General features: G+C 61.8%; 16 protein-coding genes. 10 read left to right on the top strand and 6 right to left on the bottom strand.

What is annotated here, in order from left to right; translation table 11 throughout:
* Positions 1-102 precede the first annotated feature (102 nt).
* The 3 genes from rpiA to gor all read left to right on the top strand — a co-directional run bounded on the left by rpiA (position 103) and on the right by gor (position 2,954).
* On the top strand, positions 103-834 hold the full coding sequence (rpiA, locus tag NKJ80_RS08195; RefSeq protein WP_023710501.1) for a ribose-5-phosphate isomerase RpiA: 732 nt from the start codon (positions 103-105) through the stop codon (positions 832-834).
* Positions 821-1,438 (top strand): DUF2059 domain-containing protein, encoded by a 618-nt coding sequence (locus NKJ80_RS08200; protein WP_023668979.1) that lies wholly within the window; start codon positions 821-823, stop codon positions 1,436-1,438. The genes rpiA and NKJ80_RS08200 overlap by 14 nt, the downstream gene beginning before the upstream one ends.
* A gap of 124 nt (positions 1,439-1,562) precedes the next feature.
* On the top strand, positions 1,563-2,954 hold the full coding sequence (gene gor, locus NKJ80_RS08205; RefSeq protein ID WP_352462453.1) for a glutathione-disulfide reductase: 1,392 nt from the start codon (positions 1,563-1,565) through the stop codon (positions 2,952-2,954).
* A 73-nt stretch (positions 2,955-3,027) separates the two neighbouring features.
* Here gor and mgtE read toward each other — a convergent pair whose 3' ends face one another.
* Together mgtE and NKJ80_RS08215 are read right to left on the bottom strand one after the other, a co-directional pair.
* Positions 3,028-4,395 carry a magnesium transporter gene (gene mgtE / locus NKJ80_RS08210; protein WP_352497396.1) on the bottom strand — a complete coding sequence of 456 codons (1,368 nt, stop codon included), beginning with the start codon at positions 4,393-4,395 and terminating at the stop codon, positions 3,028-3,030.
* Positions 4,396-4,685: 290 nt separating this feature from the next.
* Complete coding sequence (locus NKJ80_RS08215; RefSeq protein ID WP_352497397.1) at positions 4,686-6,572, bottom strand: ABC transporter ATP-binding protein/permease; 1,887 nt, start codon at positions 6,570-6,572, stop codon at positions 4,686-4,688.
* Positions 6,573-7,177: 605 nt separating this feature from the next.
* Here NKJ80_RS08215 and NKJ80_RS08220 point away from each other — a divergent pair.
* Positions 7,178-7,612: a hypothetical protein gene (locus NKJ80_RS08220; RefSeq protein ID WP_023668975.1), complete on the top strand. Its 435-nt coding sequence runs from the start codon at positions 7,178-7,180 to the stop codon at positions 7,610-7,612.
* Between the two features lie 126 nt (positions 7,613-7,738).
* Here NKJ80_RS08220 and NKJ80_RS08225 read toward each other — a convergent pair whose 3' ends face one another.
* Together NKJ80_RS08225 and NKJ80_RS08230 are read right to left on the bottom strand one after the other, a co-directional pair.
* Entirely contained in the window at positions 7,739-8,419 is a 681-nt protein-coding gene (locus NKJ80_RS08225; protein ID WP_352497398.1) for a DsbA family oxidoreductase, read from the bottom strand.
* Positions 8,420-8,468: 49 nt separating this feature from the next.
* On the bottom strand, positions 8,469-10,289 hold the full coding sequence (locus NKJ80_RS08230; RefSeq protein WP_023730584.1) for an extracellular solute-binding protein: 1,821 nt from the start codon (positions 10,287-10,289) through the stop codon (positions 8,469-8,471).
* Between the two features lie 260 nt (positions 10,290-10,549).
* Between NKJ80_RS08230 and NKJ80_RS08235 the strand changes: the two genes are divergently transcribed.
* Positions 10,550-11,173, top strand: a complete 624-nt coding sequence (locus NKJ80_RS08235; protein ID WP_023668972.1) for an invasion associated locus B family protein — start codon at positions 10,550-10,552, stop codon at positions 11,171-11,173.
* An 81-nt stretch (positions 11,174-11,254) separates the two neighbouring features.
* Here NKJ80_RS08235 and hspQ read toward each other — a convergent pair whose 3' ends face one another.
* Positions 11,255-11,578: a heat shock protein HspQ gene (gene hspQ / locus NKJ80_RS08240; protein WP_023668971.1), complete on the bottom strand. Its 324-nt coding sequence runs from the start codon at positions 11,576-11,578 to the stop codon at positions 11,255-11,257.
* Positions 11,579-11,802: 224 nt separating this feature from the next.
* Here hspQ and NKJ80_RS08245 point away from each other — a divergent pair, with 224 nt between their 5' ends.
* Positions 11,803-12,765, top strand: coding sequence for an AEC family transporter (locus NKJ80_RS08245; protein WP_352497399.1), 963 nt, complete (start codon positions 11,803-11,805; stop codon positions 12,763-12,765).
* On the opposite strand, the gene NKJ80_RS08250 is transcribed toward NKJ80_RS08245, so the two are convergent.
* Complete coding sequence (locus tag NKJ80_RS08250) at positions 12,742-13,953, bottom strand: UbiH/UbiF family hydroxylase (RefSeq protein WP_023730587.1); 1,212 nt, start codon at positions 13,951-13,953, stop codon at positions 12,742-12,744. The genes NKJ80_RS08245 and NKJ80_RS08250 overlap by 24 nt on opposite strands.
* 95 nt (positions 13,954-14,048) lie before the next feature.
* Here NKJ80_RS08250 and NKJ80_RS08255 point away from each other — a divergent pair, with 95 nt between their 5' ends.
* The 4 genes from NKJ80_RS08255 to NKJ80_RS08270 are packed head-to-tail and all read left to right on the top strand — an operon-like array spanning position 14,049 to position 17,387.
* Positions 14,049-14,936: a DUF2182 domain-containing protein gene (locus NKJ80_RS08255; protein WP_023691318.1), complete on the top strand. Its 888-nt coding sequence runs from the start codon at positions 14,049-14,051 to the stop codon at positions 14,934-14,936.
* 14 nt (positions 14,937-14,950) lie between these two features.
* Positions 14,951-15,565 carry a DUF1326 domain-containing protein gene (locus tag NKJ80_RS08260; protein WP_023691317.1) on the top strand — a complete coding sequence of 205 codons (615 nt, stop codon included), beginning with the start codon at positions 14,951-14,953 and terminating at the stop codon, positions 15,563-15,565.
* A complete protein-coding gene (gene pcsA / locus NKJ80_RS08265) occupies positions 15,562-16,392 on the top strand; it encodes a phosphatidylcholine synthase (protein WP_023668966.1) in 831 nt (276 codons plus the stop codon). The genes NKJ80_RS08260 and pcsA overlap by 4 nt, the downstream gene beginning before the upstream one ends.
* Before the next feature lie 17 nt (positions 16,393-16,409).
* Positions 16,410-17,387 (top strand): quinone oxidoreductase family protein, encoded by a 978-nt coding sequence (locus NKJ80_RS08270; RefSeq protein ID WP_023734010.1) that lies wholly within the window; start codon positions 16,410-16,412, stop codon positions 17,385-17,387.
* Positions 17,388-17,440 lie beyond the last annotated feature (53 nt).

A 17,440-nucleotide genomic window follows, 5' to 3' on the forward strand; every position in this document is an offset into this window, starting at 1 on the left:
TCAGGCAAGCCGGTGCGAGCCAAAGTCTTTGACCCTGCGGGCAAAAGTGCTAGGAGCGCGCATCCAGAAAAATCAGAACCAAGCCAAATCCCCGGGGCGAGCATGGATGCGAGGCAGTTGAAGGTCGAGGCCGCGCGGGCTGCCCTTGCCCATGTCAGCGACGGCATGCGCATCGGCATCGGCACCGGGACGACGGCCGACGAATTCGTGCGGCTGCTGGCCGAAAAGATCGCCACCGGCTTGTCCGTCATCGGCGTGCCGACGTCGGAGCGCACTGCAGCCCTTTGCCGCGAACTCGGCGTGCCGCTGTCGACGCTTGAGGAAACGCCCGAGCTCGACCTCACCGTCGACGGCGCCGACGAGATCGACGCGGCGCTGACGCTGATCAAAGGCGGCGGCGGCGCGCTGCTGCGCGAAAAGATCGTCGCGGCGGCATCTCAGCGCATGATCGTCATTGCCGATCGCTCGAAGATGGTCGACACCCTTGGCCAGTTTCCGTTGCCGATCGAAGTCAACCAATTTGGCCTGCGCGCCACTGAAATCGCGGTCGCGGCAGCGGCCAAAAGTCTCGGCCTTTCCGGCCCGGTTACATTGAGGATGACGGGGGGCCAGCCTTTTGTTACAGACGGCGGCCATTTTATCCTCGATGCATCTTTTGGCCGCATTCCGGATACAAGAGCGCTTTCGAATGCTCTCCATGCCATTCCTGGTGTGGTCGAGCATGGTCTTTTCATCGGGCTGGCGTCAGCGGCCATCATCGCCGGCGGCGACGGAATCCAAACCGTCCATGCCGCCCGAAAACCAGGGAGTTCTACCGATCATGATGTTGCATAACCGGGTTCGCAATCTTTGCGCCGTTCTGGCGGCTTCGGCCGTTTTCGCCTTCTCTTCCCCGGCGTTCTCGCAGGAGATCACGGAATCGCATCTGAAGGCGGCACGGGCGGCGGTCACGGCAATCCACGCGACCGACTCGTTCGACAACATCCTGCCGCAAGCGGCGGCCTCGCTCGAGCAGCAGCTCATCCAGAAGAACCCTGATATGCAGGAGCTGATCGGCAAGACCGTCAGCGAGAAGGCACTGGCGCTGGCTTCGCGCCGTGCCGATCTGGAGAAGGAAGCAGCGCTCGCCTATGCCAAGGTGTTCTCCGAGAAGGATCTCACCGACATCGCCGCCTTCTACAATTCCGATGCCGGCAAGAAGCTGCTCGACAACGGCCCCAACGTGACGCGCGAACTGGTCAAGGCCGCCGACATCTGGCAGAACGGCCTGGCGCGCGATCTCGCCCAGCAGGTCGGCGAAACGCTGGCAGCAGCCGCGAAGGCCGCTGCTCCGGCCGCGCCTGCGCCGGATAACGCAACTGCCCCCGCCGATGGCGCTGCACCTGCCGACGGCGATGCGCCCGCAGACGGTGACCAGCCGGAAGCGCCGAAGAACTAAGACGTCTGATTTCGCCACCGGCATCCTTGCCGCTGGACCAGAAAGCTCGGTGGAAACCGGGCTTTTCTTTTGGCTTCATGCGGCCTACCTGTCGCAAACATTTCCTGAGGCAAGGAACAGCAGCATGGCCGGTTACGACTACGATCTCTTCGTCATCGGCGGCGGCTCCGGCGGGGTGAGAGCGGCGCGCGTGGCGGCAGCGCTCGGCAAGCGTGTCGGCATCGCGGAGGAATACCGCTATGGCGGCACCTGCGTCATCCGTGGCTGCGTGCCGAAAAAACTCTATGTCTATGCCTCGCAATTTCCCGAGCATTTTGCCGACGCCGCCGGCTATGGCTGGACGGTGCCGGAGGCGAGCTTCGACTGGCCGACGCTGGTCGCCAACAAGGACCGCGAGATTGCCCGTCTGGAAGCGATCTACGAAAAGAACGTGAAAGGCGCCGGCGGCGAGACGTTCCACTCGCGCGCCATGCTGGTCGACCCGCATGTCGTGCATCTCCTGGGCGATGACCGCACCGTCACCGCCGACCAGATCCTGATCGCCACCGGCGGCCGGCCGGCGCCGCACCCGGCGCTGCCCGGTCACGAGCATTGCATCTTTTCCAATGAGGTTTTCGACCTCAAGCAACTGCCGAAGGCGATCATGATCGAGGGCGGAGGCTACATCGCCGTCGAATTCGCCAATATCTTCCATGGCTTGGGCGTCGACACCACGCTGGTCTATCGCGGCAAGGAGATACTGTCACGCTTCGACATGGACCTGCGGCACATGCTGCACGAAACCATGGAAAAGAAGGGGATCAAGATCCTCTGCCACGCCGTGTCGGAATGGGTCCGCAAACGGCCGGACGGCAGGCTGGATGCGTTGGTCACCGGCGGCAAGGTACTGACGATCGACCAGGTCATGCTCGCCATCGGCCGCCTCCCAAACACCGAGAATATGGGCCTGGAAGGCGTCGGTATCGAGCTCGGCATAACCGGCGCCATCGTTGTCGACGAATATTCCCGCACCAACATCGACAACATCTGGGCGATCGGCGACGTCACCAACCGCGTGCAGTTGACGCCGGTGGCGATCCACGAGGCCATGTGTTTCATCGAGACCGCATTCAAGGGCAATCCGACCGCGCCCGACCACGACACCATTCCGACCGCCGTCTTCTCACAGCCGGAGATCGGCACCGTCGGGCTGTCCGAGGACGATGCCGTCAAGCGCTACGCCGATATCGAAATCTACCGCGCCACATTCCGGCCGATGCGGCACACGCTGTCGGGCCGCGACGAAAGGATGCTGACGAAGCTGGTGGTCGATGGCGCCACGCGAAAAGTGCTCGGCGCGCACATCCTCGGGCCGGACGCCGGCGAGATGGCGCAGTTGCTCGGCATTCCGCTGAAGGCCGGCGTCACCAAGGATGATTTCGACCGCACCATGGCCGTCCACCCGACGGCAGCGGAGGAACTGGTCACCATGTACAAGCCCACCTACCGCGTGAAGAACGGCGTGCGGGTCGATTGACGCCCGCGCGCTCGATCTTGAAGAACCCCCCATGGCAGCCGCTGTGCCACCGCGATGGGAGGCCTGAAGCTTATTACAACAAAGTGCCGCGCAGGATGACCAGCGCCACCGAGAAATAGATCACCAGGCCGGTGACATCGACCAGCGTGGCGACGAACGGCGCCGAGGCGCTCGCCGGATCGAAGCCGATCCGTTTCAGCGCGAACGGCAGCATCGACCCCGACAGCGAGCCGAAGGTGACGATACCGACAAGGGCTGCCCCCACGGTCGCCGCGATCAGCGGCCAATGCGGCCCATAATCGTAGAAGCCCATATACTGCCAGAGCGCGATGCGGCAGATGCCGACCACGCCAAGCATGGCGCCGAGTACCAGGCCGGTTGGCAATTCGCGCAACGCCACCCGCCACCAGTCACGAAGGCCGATCTCGCGCAGCGCCAGCGCGCGAATGACGAGCGAGGTCGCCTGCGAACCGGAATTGCCGCCCGAGCTCATGATCAGCGGAATGAACAGAGTGAGCACGATCGCTTTTTGCAGTTCGCCTTCATAGCTTTGCATGGCATTGGCGGTCAGCATCTCCGAGATGAACAGCGCGCACAGCCAGCCGCCGCGCTTCTTGATCATCGCGAGAAAGCTCATCTTCATGTAGGGCTCGTCGAGCGCCTCCATGCCGCCGAAACGATGCGCGTCCTCGGTCGTCTCCTCGATCATGGTGTCGATGATGTCGTCGATGGTGACGATGCCGAGGATCTTGCCGTGGTCGACGACGGGAACCGCGAGCAGGTCATATTTGGAGATCGTCTGCGCCAGTGTCTCGCGATCGGTCAGCGGCGTCACCGTCACCGGGGCGCGATCCGGCGCCACCGACAGGATCGGATCGTCCGGCTCGCCGGTGATCAGCCGGCGCAGGCCGGTCGAGCGCACCAGCACATGCGTGTCTGGATCGACGATGTAGATGGCGTAGACGGTCTCCCGCGTCCGCTCCACCTTGCGGATGTAGTCGAGCGTGCGCCCGACGGACCAGTCCGACGGCACGCTGACGAATTCGGTCGTCATGATTGAGGCGGCGCTGCCTTCGGGATAGCCGAGAATGGAAAGCAGCGTTGCCCGCAGCGGCGGGACCAACCCGCCGAGCAGCTCGGAGCGCGCCGGTTCGTCCAGTTCGCGCAGGATATCGGCGGCGCGGTCGACCGACATGGCGGTCAGGAGCTTGCACGCCTTGGCGCGCGGCAGCGCCTCGGCCAGATCGGAGGCGCCGTCGAGTTCAGGCTGGTCGAAGATCTCGACCAGCCGCTCGAACGGCATTTCGCAAAGCAGTTCTATCGCGGTATCGCGAGCTTCCCGGTTCAGGGCCTCGACGACATCGGCGACGTGATCATTGGCAAGGATACGCGCGATAGCGACGGCATCGTCGCCCGCTACGACGGGGGTAAATTCGTTCATGGCTCACTCCTTGCCGTCCGGCGGGACGTGAGCCGTTAGAGGTCACATCGAGGCGGACGGCGGTTGCGTTCGACTACTGTCGCCAGGCATGGCGCGGTGACCTTTCTGCTCGCGGGTTCGAGTTGGAATTCAGCGAGCGGGCGCAACATAGGAGCGCATCTTGGCGAGTCAATCGCGGGGGTGGCGGAAAACAGCCGGGAGCCGGCCCAATCGCGAGACTGTGATGATTATTGAAGGGGGAGGGAGCGAGTGCCCCGCCGCCAGTGGCGGAACGCGCTTCGGCGTGGCTGCTATTTCTGCTTCAGCCGGCGTGAAAAACGCATCCATTTGTCCTCGACCGGCCGCGGCTGCGTAAGGATGGTGGTGAGCTCGCGCGGAAGGTTCGGAACAAGCGGCCTCTTGGTGGCGACGCCGTCGGCGATCGCGACCACGCTATGGTAGAATTCCTCGCCCGAGGCCGAACGTGGCGGCACCGCCTCATGCATGATGCTGATCACCGTGACATCGGGACAGTTGTCCTTGATGGCCTGGTGGAAGGCGATCTTGCCATCCGGATCGAGCGCGCCGGTCGCTTCGTCGAGGAACAACAGTCCCGGTTGCTGCAGCACGATGCGGGCCACAACCAGCTTCTGCTTCTGGCCGCCGGACAGCAGCTGGTCCCAGATCTTTCCCTCGCGGCTTTCATCGGCCATGTGTTCGATGAAGTCGCCAAGGCCCGCCTTGTGCAGGGCAGACGCCACTTGCGCATCGCCATAGTCCTGCTCGGAGCCGGGCAGGGATACCAGCTGCTTCAGCGACACCTGCTGCAGCTTGACCTCCTGGGCGGCATAGAAACTCTTCACACCGTCAGGGAAGACGATGGTGCCGCGGCCATAGGGCCACAGGCCGTTGATCGCCTTGATCAGTGAAGTCTTGCCGCAGCCGGATTCGCCCTTGAGGAATGCCCACTCGCCGCGCCGGAAGCGCAGATTGGCAGCACTCAGGAATGGCGTGGCGTCCTCGCCCTGATGCGCCAGTTCGAGCTTCTGGATGGTCAGGCCGAAGACGGGGTTCTGGCTGGCATAGTGGAAGTCGGACTGGCCGGTCTGGCTGTAGAAGTCTTGCGGCTGCTGGACGTTTTCGATGGCGTTCGCCAACTCAATGACGCGCTGGCTGTTGGCCCGCAACGTGGCGAGACTCGGCATGACATGGATGAACCAGGAACATTTGCTGATCAGCGCGTTGACCTGCTCGGAACCGGTTATGTAGCCCTTGAGGTCGACGCCGTTGTGGATGAACGGCACCAGACCAGGTCCGTAGGCGACAACTTTGGCCCCGACGAAATTATAGACCGATTCGAATCCCGCATAGAGGGTGTTGACGATGTTGAGCTTCGACCAGGTGGTATCGATATCGAGATAGAGCCGTCCATGTATCGTCTTTTGCACGTCTTCGCCTTGCGACGCCGACACATGGAAACTGCGGCGCAACAAGGTGATCAGCTCGCTGCGATAGGTGCCTTCGGCCTTCTGCATCCTGACATTGAGCCACTCCAGCATTCCGCCGAGTTTGATCGCGATCCAGGTATTGACGGGCACATAGATGGCAACCGCCAGCAGAGCGAGGACGGCGCTGCCATAGCTGCCGAGGGCATCCAGGCCTTTTACCTCCACGGAATTCGCCAGCAAAGCGCCGCCGACAAAATAAAGTGAGGTGAAGACGCCGAAGACACCTTGGGCAAGCCCGATGGCGCCACCCGCCATGTCTTTGATGGATTCCTGCACGCGCTGATCGATGTTGTCGGGCGCTGGCGCATCTGGCGAGCCATTCTGAGCGTGGTAGTGCGTATGGTTGGTATCGAGCAGCGCCGCATTGAAACGCGCGTTCAACCAGGCGCGCCATTTGCGATGCAATGTCGCCGATACAAATTTGCAGGCGCCTATGATTCCCATGTCCTTGAACACGACCAGCAGCACAAGCAGGCCGGCATTGGTAAGCACCGATTCAAGGGGCGTGGTATTCGCGGCGTCGTGAAAAAAAGCGATTGAGGCTGCCAGTTCGCCCGCCAACACGGTAAACCAGACGTCGGCCTTGCTCGACAGGGCTATGATGAGTGCGAGGACGACGGTGAGAGCCCAGGCCTCCCTCCACCGGTCCGAGAACCAGTAGGCCCGCATCAGTCCCCAGAAGGTCCGCATCGACGATACTGGCGTCAGGGGCGACGGCCCGACGGGGGCGTCGCGGTTCCAAAGTGCCGATATTGAACGTCGCGGTCTGTCGACCCGAATCACAATCCCGCCCAAACCTTTTTTAGTTTTGTTACGGATAGTAACACCAATTGATCATTTTCTATGAATTTTATCCCGACGGATGTGAAGCAGCCCACCCGCCGTTGCCATGAGGCAACAGTTGGCGCTGCGAGAGCGCCGTCTTTGGGCTAAATTTGTCCTTTGTTTCAACGTGTTGCGAGAACGTTCAGATGTGCGAATATATTCCCTGAGGGAAGGCTCATACACGGCTTTGTGACCAAAAGGCCTGCCCGTCGGCCGGTTTTCCCACCGCGCGCTAACCGGATCGCCCGAAAAATTGCCGTCCATGATCGCCCCAGGCCGCCCGAATCATCTCACCGGCCATCATGGTTGGGCACGCAAGATCGTCGCTGCTGTAAAGCGACTGTTCATGAGGTGGCACGCGCTTTTTAGCTGCAGTTCAACACCGTTTGACAATCAAGCGCACTGGAATGAACCTTGCCGGGCACTGTCGGCACCAATGCATGTCCGGTCCCTAACAAGGAAGCTCCCCAATGCTTGCACGCGCAGCCGTTCCCGCAATCGTGACGCTCTTTGCCTGGCTGCCTCTTGCGCATGCCGGCAGCCAGACCATTCCGGCAAGCGCCGAAGGGCAAATCGAGTTCAATGCTCCGTCCGGCAACATCGGCTGCATCTACACGCCGAAGGGCGGCACCAGCACCTACGAGCCACAGGATGGCGGTCCGGAACTGAGCTGTTCGCGCGTCGAGCCCAGCTACGTCACCGTGATCCTTGGGCCGAACGGCCCGGCGACATTGATCAAGAATCCGGGCGAGCAGGGCTGCTGCAGCGATGTGGCGAAGCTGGCCTATGGCAACAGCTGGAGCAAAGGGCCGTTTACCTGCCAGTCGTCAACCAAGGGACTGACCTGCACGGGCAGCAACGGCCACGGATTCTTCCTCAGCAAAGCCAAGGTAACGGTGAAATAACCCGAGCATGATCCCGAAAAGTGGTTGCCGGTTTTCTCGGACAAACGGGAACCGTTTTGTCCAGAGATCATGCTCAAACAAGGAGAATAGAGCCCCATCCCGATTTCCATCGGGATGGAACAGGCTCTAGCCGGCCTTTTCCAGCTCGCCCTTGGCCTTTGCAGCCGCGACCTGGCGGATGGCATCAGTCAGCGTGTCGGCGTCCTGCGCGCCCATGACGGCGTATTTGCCTTCGAGCAGGAAACACGGCACGCCGGTGATCCCCATCCGCGATGCCGTGGCGATTTCTGTGCGCACCTCCTCGACGTCGGCATCGGTCGGCAACAGCGTTTCGACCACGGCAGCGTCCATGCCGGCCTCGCGGGCGGCATCGATCAGCACGGCGTGGTTGCCAATATTGCCGCCTTTCTCGAAATACAGTTGGAACAGCCGGCGCACGAGCCGGTTCTGCACGGCTTCACCGGCGGCACCGGCCCAGCGGATGACACGATGCGCGTCCAGCGTGTTGGCGGCGACCTTGATGGCGTCGAAAGCGAAATCGATGCCTTCGGCTTCGCCGAGCGGCTCTATGCGGGCATGCATCTGACGGATGCGCTCGTCGCTGCCGAATTTGGCCAGCATGTATTCGCGCCGGTCCTTGCCCTCGAGCGGGATGGTCGGGTCGAGCTGGAACGGCCGCCAGCGCACATGAACCTCAACGTCGCCGGCAGCGGCAATCGCTTTATCCAGCCGCTTCTGGCCGACGAAGCACCAGGGGCAGACGACGTCGGAAACCACGTCGACCGTAATGGAATTGTCATCGCTCATCTTGATCTCCTGCAGCCGAGCGTTTTACCGAGCATGATCTCGGCTACGCTCAGTTCGGCTTGCGCCACCATGTCGGCCATTGATAACCGAATATGGGTGTCTTTTTGGGATGATCCAGGTAATTCCAGTAAGCGAGCCATTGCTGCGCGTTGTACTGCATCGGCACCATGTAATTGCCGGAGATCAGCAATCGGTCGAGCACGCGCACGGCGGCGACATAGTCTTCCTTGGTCCGTGCTCTCAGCATCGCGTCGATCGCCGCGTCGACCGCCGGATCGGCGACGCCGGCCAGATTGAATGAACCTTCTCTTTTGGCCTCTGAAGAACCCCAGCGAAGGTTCTGCTCCATACCGGGAGACAGCGAGTTGCTGAACCCGCTCGACCCGACAAGAACCTCAAAGTCGAAACGCTGCTTGCGCGACTGGATCTGGTCGGCTTCGAGGCTGCGGATGGTCACCGCGATGCCGATCTTTTCCAGCGAGCGCTGATAAATGGCGGCAAAGCGTTCCTCGTCCTGCGAGGCCGTCAGGATCTCGAAACCGAAGGGAGTTCCCTTTGGGTCCAGCAGGACACCATCCCTAACGGCGTAGCCCTGGCTCTTCAGCAGGTCGAACGCCACCTTCATCACCTTGCGGTCCTGGCCGGTGCCGTCATTCACCGGCGGGCGCCAGCTGCCGTCCATGACATCGGCCGGCACGCGGCCGGGGTAGGGCGCCAGCAGCGCCTTTTCCCTGTCGCTGGCGGGATGGCCGAGCGCGGAAAGTTCGGAGTTTTGCCAGTAGCTCATCGTGCGCGTGTACTTGCCGCCGAACAGGTTCTTGTTGGCCCATTCGAAGTCGTAGAGCATGCCGAGCGCGCGCCGCACCTCCGGATTGGAAAACTTCTCCAGTCGCGTGTTGAACAGGAAGCCGGTCACCACGGGCGGTATGCCGGTGTCGAAGGTCTCGGCGATCACCTCGCCGCGATGGAAGGCGGGAAAATCGATATCGCGCTCGCGCTTGACCGGATCGCCCTCATCGTAAATGGCGCAGATGCCTTTCTTGAACGCTTCCGTCTTGGCATTGGCGTTGAGGAAGTACTCGATGGTGATCTGGTCGTAATTGTCGAAGCCGCGCTTGGAAGGGATGTCCTTGCCCCAGTAATTCGGATTGCGCTTGAAGACGATGCGCTGTCCCGGCTGCACCTTGTCGATGGTATAGGGACCGCTGCCGATCACCGGCTTCAGCGTCGTCTTGTCGAAGGTATCCTTGTTGAAGGCGTGCTTTGGGATGATCGGCGTCAGTGCGATGATCAAGGGGGTCTCGCGATTGGCCTTGTCGTTGAAGGTGAAGCGCACGCTGTGATCGCCGGTCTTTTCGAGCTTGGCGATCAGGCTCATGCGGTCCCTGTAGGGCGGGCGGCCCTTGTCGGTGAAGACATCGTAGGTGAACAGCACGTCATCCGGCGTCACCGGCTCGCCGTCGGACCACTTTGCATTTGGGTTGAGATGGAACTCGATCGACTTGCGCTCGGGATCCATATCGGCTGTGTCTGCGAGCAGGCCATAGAGGCTGAAGGCCTCGTCGTAGTTGCGCATCATCAACGGCTCGAAGACGAGATTGCCGAAAATGAGGTCCTGCATGCCGCGCGCCGTGGTGCGCAGGCTCTTCAGGATGAACGGGTTCAGATTGTCGAAGCTGCCGACGACGCAGTAAGTGATGTTGCCGCCCTTGGGCGCATCGGGATTGACGTAGTCGAAATGCTGGTAGTCGGCTGGCAGCGCCGGCTCGCCCTGCATGGCGATGGCATGTTTCGGTTCCGACATCGCCACGCCGGGTGCAAAGGCGAAGAACGAAATTGCGGCGATCAGCCAAACAAGAATGCGGCCCATGACCGTCTCCTTACTGGGCGGCTTGATGATTCGGAGTGCACCCTAACATGGCGCCGCGGCGCTCCGGCCAGATACATCAACCCAAATCGCACGACCCAAATTGCGCGGCCAAGAATTGCAGGCGGCGGGCTGGATTCGGCTGCTCATGCAGTGTAACACGCGCTCCGAAGTCATTCTGTTGCCTCAATTCGGCAACAGGTAGCAGGACCACACGGCGCGAAGAAGCCGGTCCCGGGATCATTTGAGAGGAAATGCACGACATGACGAGCCTGAACAGCAACGCATACCGCCTTTCGGTCCTGGCCGCGGGCGTGGTCGGCTTTCTGGGCGCCGGACTTCCCACCGCTTCGGCACAGCAACAGATTCCGCAGGGTTGGTTCAAGGCCTGCACCAAGCAGGAAGATGTCGACATCTGCAATGTCCAGAACATCATCACTGCCGGCAACGGCCAGTTCGTCACCGGCGTCAGCCTGATCGAGTTGAAGGGCAAGGTAAACCGCAAGGTCTTCCAGGTCACGGTTCCCCCAGGTCGCCTGGTGCCCCCCGGCATCGCCCTGCAGATAGACGCCGGCAAGGCGACGAAGCTGGATTATGTCATTTGCTTCGCCGACCGTTGCGTTGCCGAAGTGCCGCTGACCGACGCGCTCGTCGCGTCCTTCAAGAAGGGACAGGCGATCACGCTGACCTCGATCAACTTCCAAAGTCAGCCAAATCCCATCAAGGTTGCCTTGACCGGCTTCAGCGGCGCCTTTGACGGCGCGCCGCTGCAGCAGTCGGACATCGAGGATCGGCAGAAAAAACTTCAGGATTTCGTCGTCAAGAACAACCAGGACTTCGCCAAGAAGCTCAAGGACGAGCAGGCCAAGGCCAAAGCCGCCAACTAATCGCCGGGACAGATACCGGAGCGACAAAAAGCGGGGTCATGCCCCGCTTTTTTGTTGTCGTCACGTCGATGCAAGGTGATGTCAGTGTCTCGACTGGCGTTTCGGCTCGTAGCGTCCATCCGGCCGCTTGTCGAACATCTCGCCGATCTGCGGATGACGGACCGGCTCACCTGATTGGTCCTCGAGCAGGTTCTGCTCGGAGACATAGGCGATGTATTCGGTTTCCGAATTCTCGGCGAGCAGATGGTAGAACGGCTGGTCCTTGCGCGGCCGCACGTCGGCCGGGATGGCTTCGTACCATTCGTCGGTGTTGGCGAATTGCGGATCGACATCGAAAATGATGCCGCGGAACGGAAACAGCCGATGACGAACCACCTGTCCGATCGAAAATTTGGCCGTTTTCATCATACTCACCACTAAGCCTCTAGAGCGCCCGGCGTCCCCTCGAATGTGCGAAGAGCGCTCTAAGGCTTTGAATTTACACACACCGTGGCCAAAAATCGAGCCCGACTTAGGTCTGGGATCAGGCTTTATTTGGCGCAGATGGCGTGTCAGTTCAATGCCGAAGCGCTTGACGCCCGATGAAGCTACGGGCTAGCCCGGTCCCGGGGTTTCGGGCCAGGGCAAAAATGTCTGACATTGTCGGTCTTGTTCTTCCGTTCTTCGGGCTGATTTTCATCGGCTTTCTGGTCGCGCGCATGACCAGGCAGCCGCTGGAAGCGCTTGGCTGGATGAACACCTTCATCGTCTATGTCGCGCTTCCTGCCCTGTTCTTCCAATTGCTGGCCCGCACGCCGTTCGAACAGTTGACCGAATGGCGCTTCATCTTCGGCTCGGTATTTTCCACCTACACGATCTTCTCGATCATGTTCGTATGGTCGGTGACGGCGTCGCGCGGCGAGATCGCCCAGTCGACGATCAAGGCGCTGGCCGCGGCCTACGGCAATATCGGCTATATGGGGCCGGGGCTGGCGCTGCTCGCCTTCGGCGAACAAGCGGCGGTTCCCGTCGCGCTGATCTTCTGCTTCGAAAATATCATGCATTTCGCCATCGCGCCGATGATGATGGCGCTGTCGGGCGACGACAAGACATCGCCGTGGCGGCTCATCCTCGGCGTAGTCAGGAAAATCGTCCTGCACCCGTTCATCATCGCGACCTCGCTTGGCGTCGGCGCGGCCTATCTCGGCTTTCACCCACCGCAGCCGGTCGATCGCCTGCTTGAATATCTTTCGCGGGCAGCCGCCCCTTGCGCCCTGTTTGCCATGGGCGTGACGCTTGCGCTCCGGCCGCTCAACCGCGTGCCGCATGAGCTGGCGTCGATCGCGGCGCTGAAGCTGATCCTGCATCCATCGCTCTGCTACGTCGTGCTGAGCTGGATCGGGAACTTTTCCGAAATCTGGGTTTTTTCAGCCGTGCTTTTGGCGGCATTACCGACCGCAACCAACGTCTTCGTCATCGCCCAGCAATATGGCGTCTGGGTGCAACGCGCGTCGGCCAGCGTGCTGATCACCACCTGCCTCTCGGTGCTGACGGTGACCGGGCTGCTCTACATGATCCGCCACGGCATCTTACCGCCGGACCTGTTTCCCTGAACCGCCGGTAAGCGCCGCAAAGCCGCTGCCCGGCCTCAAGCCTTCGCGCATGAAAAAGGCGCGCAGCGGCGCGAAACTGCCGAGCACATTGAGGCCGGCGCTGCGTGCCATCTGCGCCGGCAACATGTCCGACAGCAACGACATGTTAAGCAGGTTGACCGCGCCCGAACGCGCCAGAATGTCGGGACGGCGCCTGGAATCATAGGCGGCCAAAGCCCTTGCGGCGCCAGGGTCGCCGCGATTTTCGCGTGCGATTCCAATCAGATCCTCGACGTCCCTGATGCCGAGGTTTAGACCTTGGGCCCCGATCGGCGGGAACACATGTGCAGCCTCGCCGACCAGCGCCACACGGTTTTGCGCGAAGCGCCCCGGTGATGCCGCTGAAAGCGGGTAAATTTGTCGGCCGGGCTCGACCGACACCCGGCCCAGCATCGACTGCATCTGCTGCTCGACACGCTCGGAAAGCGTCGCGTCATCGAGTGCGGCGAGGTCCTTCGCCGCCTCCGGTTTCACCACCCAGACGAGGCTGGAGCGGTTGCCGGGCAGCGGCACCTGGGTGAACGGCCCGGTCTCTGTGTGGAACTCGGTCGAGGTGAAGCCGTGTTCGCTGCGATGGCCAAAATTCAGCACCAGCGCCGCTTGGCGGTAGGATCGCACCGAGGCCACTATGCCTGCCGCCTCGCGCGCCGGCGACAGGCGCCCATCGGCAGCGACCGCAAGCGCGGCCGAGACTTCGCGACCATCAGTCAAGACGGCATGCGCCTGATCGGCGTCCAGACGCCAACTCTCGACCATCGACGTCAGCCATTCGATGCCGGGATGGGCCGCGACGGACTTGGCCAGCGTCGGGTTCAGCGCACTATTGGGCAGGTTGAGCCCGAACTGCTCCTCGCCGATCTCCATGGCGCGAAAAGTCACCACCGGGCTGCGGATCAGCCGGCTGGTCGCATCAACGATGCGCATGACCTTCAGCGGCGCGGCCTTCGGCGCAAGTTCGGCCAGCACGCCCAGCCGATCGAGAACCTTGAGAGCAGGGTTCATCAGCGCCGTGGTCCGGCCATCGGGCCCGCCTGCTTCGGGTCCGACCAGGGTTACCGGAAAGCCCGCCTCGGCGAAACCGAGCGCCGCGATCAGTCCGGCAGGGCCGCTGCCGGCTACCAGTATCCGTGCTGTCTCGCGATGATCCAAATTGGACTTCCAGTTTGCGATGCAGGTGTCTACCCATGGATATAGGTCAGACCATGCGGCTTGATCAACGCGGCGATTAGGCTCATTCGGTTGTCATGACCGGCCAGCAGGACGATTTCAGCCATCTCGACCGCGCCGGCCGCGCCACGGCAAGCCTGGCCCGCAGCCCCCGCCTGACGGTCAACATCGCCATCGCCGGCGGCATTCTGCTCGCCTGGTTCATTCTCGGCGCCATGGCGATCCGCGGCGCCGAAGCCCGGCTCCCCGGCGTACCAGGCGATGTGGTCCTGCGATATCTGCCGCAACTGCCGCTGCCGGATGTCCTCGACCGCTTCTTCGGCATGTGCCTGACGCCCGCACCACTTGATGCCGGCGGCGCACCGGTTCTGGCGCTGATCGTGATGTGGTTTTTGATGGCCGTGGCGACGATGCTGCCGTCGGCGGCGCCGATGATCCGTACCTATTGTGAAATCGCCGACACCGCCCGCATCAAGGGCGAGCCGGTGGCCCATCCGCTGGTCCTGGCTGCCGGCTACCTCTCGACATGGCTTGTCGCCTCTATCGGCTTCGCGGTGCTGACGTTGCTCGTCCACGCATTTACGTCCTCCGCTCGATTGCTCGATCCGGTGAGCGGCCTTGCCGCGGCGGCCGCGCTGCTGGTTGCCGGCCTCTACCAGTTCAGCAGCCTCAAGCAGGCCTGCCTGACAAAATGCCGGAACCCGTTCTCGACACTGTTTTCCAACTGGAGCGCGGAGCCGGGTGGCATCTTCCGGCTAGGGCTGAAGCAGGGCCTGTGGTGCCTCGGCTGCTGCTGGGCGCTGATGCTGGTGATGTTTGCCGTCGGCGCGATGAACGTGTTCTGGATGGCGCTGATCGGCCTGTTCACCTTGATCGAAAAACAGACCACCGGCAGCCTTCCAACCCGAGTGGCCGGTGCGATACTGCTTGTCTGGGTAGTCGCCCTGCTAGTAGTCTCGGCATGACGGGGGAGAATTCCATGGCAGAGCAAGGCTGGGCAATGAAAGGAGAGCTCGTACTCTCCTGCAATTGCACGGTTTTTTGTCCTTGCGTGCTGTCGCTTGGCAGCCATCCGCCGACGGAGGGTTATTGTCAGACCTGGGCGGGCTTCCGCATCGACGCAGGCCATTTCGGCGAGGTCGACCTGTCCGGCCTCAATCTCGGTCTGGTCATGGAAATCCCCGGCTTTATGAGCCGCGGCAACTGGACCGCAGGCCTGTTCATCGACAAGCGCGCCTCCGTCTACGCGGTGAAAGCGCTGACCAGGATCTTCACCGGGAAGGCCGGCGGAACAACCTCGCTGTTGTCGATCCTTGTCGGCAAGTTCCTCGGTGTCGAGCAGGTGCCGATCACCTACGAGACGCGTGACAAGACCCGTATTTTCCAGATACCGAAGATCATCGACGGGGCGGTCACACCGATTCCCGGCAAGGATCGCGAGAAGGATACCGTGATCGGCAACTCGGAATACTGGATCGCGCCGGAGATCATCGTGGCCAGGTCCGACAAAAGCAAGATGCGGGCGTTCGGCCACAACTGGAACTTTGCCGGCCGCTCGGCCGAAATCTGCAAACTGGATTGGCGGGGCCCGTGAGCAAGAACACAACCGCCAGGAATGCCGCCAAAAAGATCACCGACCGGATACCCAGGCCGAAGAAAAAGGTCACCTGGCCGCAGGCGCGGGCATTCTCGGTGCATCTGTTGACCGCGTCTGGCTCGTTCCTGGCCTTCCTGTCTCTGGTGGCGGCAAGCGAGCAACGCTGGACGGCGATGTTCTGGTGGCTGGGGCTGGCGCTGTTCGTCGACGGCATAGACGGGCCGATCGCGCGCAAGCTTGAGGTCAAGGAGATCCTGCCGACCTGGTCGGGCGAACTCCTCGACAACATCATCGACTATGTCACCTATGTGCTGATCCCCGCCTTCGCGCTCTACCAGCGCGGCTTCATGGGCGAAGGGCTGTCTTTCCTGTCGGCGGCCATCATCGTGGTGTCCAGCGCCATCTATTATGCCGACACCGGAATGAAGACGAAGGAGAACTTCTTCAAAGGCTTTCCGGTGGTCTGGAACATGGTCGTGTTCACGCTGTTCGTCATCGAGCCGGGACAGTGGGTGTCCTTCGGCGTCGTCGTGGCGGCCGGCATCCTCACCTTCGTGCCGATCAACTTCATTCATCCCGTGCGGGTGGTGCGGCTGCGGCCAATTAATCTTGGCATGACGCTGCTCTGGTGTGCTTTCGGTGCGCTGGCGCTGGCGCAGGCGGCCCTTGCCGCCTTCTACGACCAGATCGGCGTTTTGGGCGAACAGGTCAGCGTCTTTACCAAGGTCGGCATCACCATCACCGGACTTTACCTCGCCTGCATCGGCGGTATCATGCAGTTCTTCCCCAAACTCGGCGCCAAGCCGGACACTAAGAAAGCCTGACCGCAGGAAAGCCCACAATGTCCAAAGCAGTCCGTATCCACGCCCATGGCGGTCCGGAAGTCCTGACCTATGAAGACGCCGATCCGGGACAACCCGGCGCCGGGCAGATCCTGGTCAGGCATACCGCGATCGGCCTCAATTTCATCGATGTCTATCACCGCATCGGCCTCTATCCGCCGGCCGGCGGCTTCCCGCTGATCCCCGGCGGCGAGGCGGCAGGTGTGGTTCTCGAGGTCGGCGCAGGCATCGACTGGCTGAAGCCGGGCGACCGCATCGCCTATGCCGTCAACGTCGGCGCCTATGCCGAACAACGCGTCGTCGCCGCCGACCGCGTCGTCAAGGTGCCGGACCGCATCAGCGACGAACAGGCCGCCGGCATGATGCTTAAAGGCATGACGGCGGAGTATCTGTTGCGCCGGACCTTCAAGGTGAAGGCAGGCGACACCATCCTGTTCCATGCCGCCGCCGGCGGCGTCGGGCTGATCCTGGGACAATGGGCAAAACATCTCGGCGCCACCGTGATCGGCACGGCAAGCTCAACCGACAAGATCGAGCTCGCCAAGGCGCATGGCTTCGGCCATGTCATCAACTACAAGGAGCAGGATTTCGTCGCCGGGGTCGCCGCCATCACCGGCGGCAAGAAATGTGACGTCGTCTACGATTCGGTCGGCAACGACACATTCCCGGCCTCGCTCGACTGTCTGAAGCCGCTCGGCATGTTCGTCTCTTTCGGTCAGTCCTCTGGACCGATCCCGCCATTTTCGATGTCGCTGCTGGCGCAGAAGGGCTCGCTGTTCGCTACCAGGCCGACTTTGTTCGTCTACAACGCCAAGCGTGAAGACCTCGAAGTCTCCGCCGCGGCATTGTTCGACGTGGTGTTGAGCGGTGCGGTCGAGATCAAGATCAACCAGCGTTATGCGCTGAAGGACGCGGGCAAGGCGCAAGCCGATCTCGAAGGGCGCAAGACCACGGGCACGACCATACTGATCCCCTGATCTGCCTTGCTGTTCAGTGTTTTGCCGCGACGCTAGGCACTGTTTACCCGAAA

Source organism: Mesorhizobium sp. M0030 (assembly GCF_040323695.1).
Classification (GTDB): Bacteria; Pseudomonadota; Alphaproteobacteria; order Rhizobiales; family Rhizobiaceae; genus Mesorhizobium.

Bases quoted from the DNA above. Each gene is read 5' to 3' on its own strand.
- rpiA (WP_023710501.1), top strand. From the start codon at position 103: ATGGATGCGAGGCAGTTGAAGGTCGAGGCCGCGCGGGCTGCCCTTGCC.
- NKJ80_RS08200 (WP_023668979.1), top strand. From the start codon at position 821: ATGATGTTGCATAACCGGGTTCGCAATCTTTGCGCCGTTCTGGCGGCT.
- gor (WP_352462453.1), top strand. From the start codon at position 1,563: ATGGCCGGTTACGACTACGATCTCTTCGTCATCGGCGGCGGCTCCGGC.
- mgtE (WP_352497396.1), bottom strand. From the start codon at position 4,395: ATGAACGAATTTACCCCCGTCGTAGCGGGCGACGATGCCGTCGCTATC.
- NKJ80_RS08215 (WP_352497397.1), bottom strand. From the start codon at position 6,572: ATGCGGACCTTCTGGGGACTGATGCGGGCCTACTGGTTCTCGGACCGG.
- NKJ80_RS08220 (WP_023668975.1), top strand. From the start codon at position 7,178: ATGCTTGCACGCGCAGCCGTTCCCGCAATCGTGACGCTCTTTGCCTGG.
- NKJ80_RS08225 (WP_352497398.1), bottom strand. From the start codon at position 8,419: ATGAGCGATGACAATTCCATTACGGTCGACGTGGTTTCCGACGTCGTC.
- NKJ80_RS08230 (WP_023730584.1), bottom strand. From the start codon at position 10,289: ATGGGCCGCATTCTTGTTTGGCTGATCGCCGCAATTTCGTTCTTCGCC.
- NKJ80_RS08235 (WP_023668972.1), top strand. From the start codon at position 10,550: ATGACGAGCCTGAACAGCAACGCATACCGCCTTTCGGTCCTGGCCGCG.
- hspQ (WP_023668971.1), bottom strand. From the start codon at position 11,578: ATGAAAACGGCCAAATTTTCGATCGGACAGGTGGTTCGTCATCGGCTG.
- NKJ80_RS08245 (WP_352497399.1), top strand. From the start codon at position 11,803: ATGTCTGACATTGTCGGTCTTGTTCTTCCGTTCTTCGGGCTGATTTTC.
- NKJ80_RS08255 (WP_023691318.1), top strand. From the start codon at position 14,049: ATGACCGGCCAGCAGGACGATTTCAGCCATCTCGACCGCGCCGGCCGC.
- NKJ80_RS08260 (WP_023691317.1), top strand. From the start codon at position 14,951: ATGGCAGAGCAAGGCTGGGCAATGAAAGGAGAGCTCGTACTCTCCTGC.
- NKJ80_RS08270 (WP_023734010.1), top strand. From the start codon at position 16,410: ATGTCCAAAGCAGTCCGTATCCACGCCCATGGCGGTCCGGAAGTCCTG.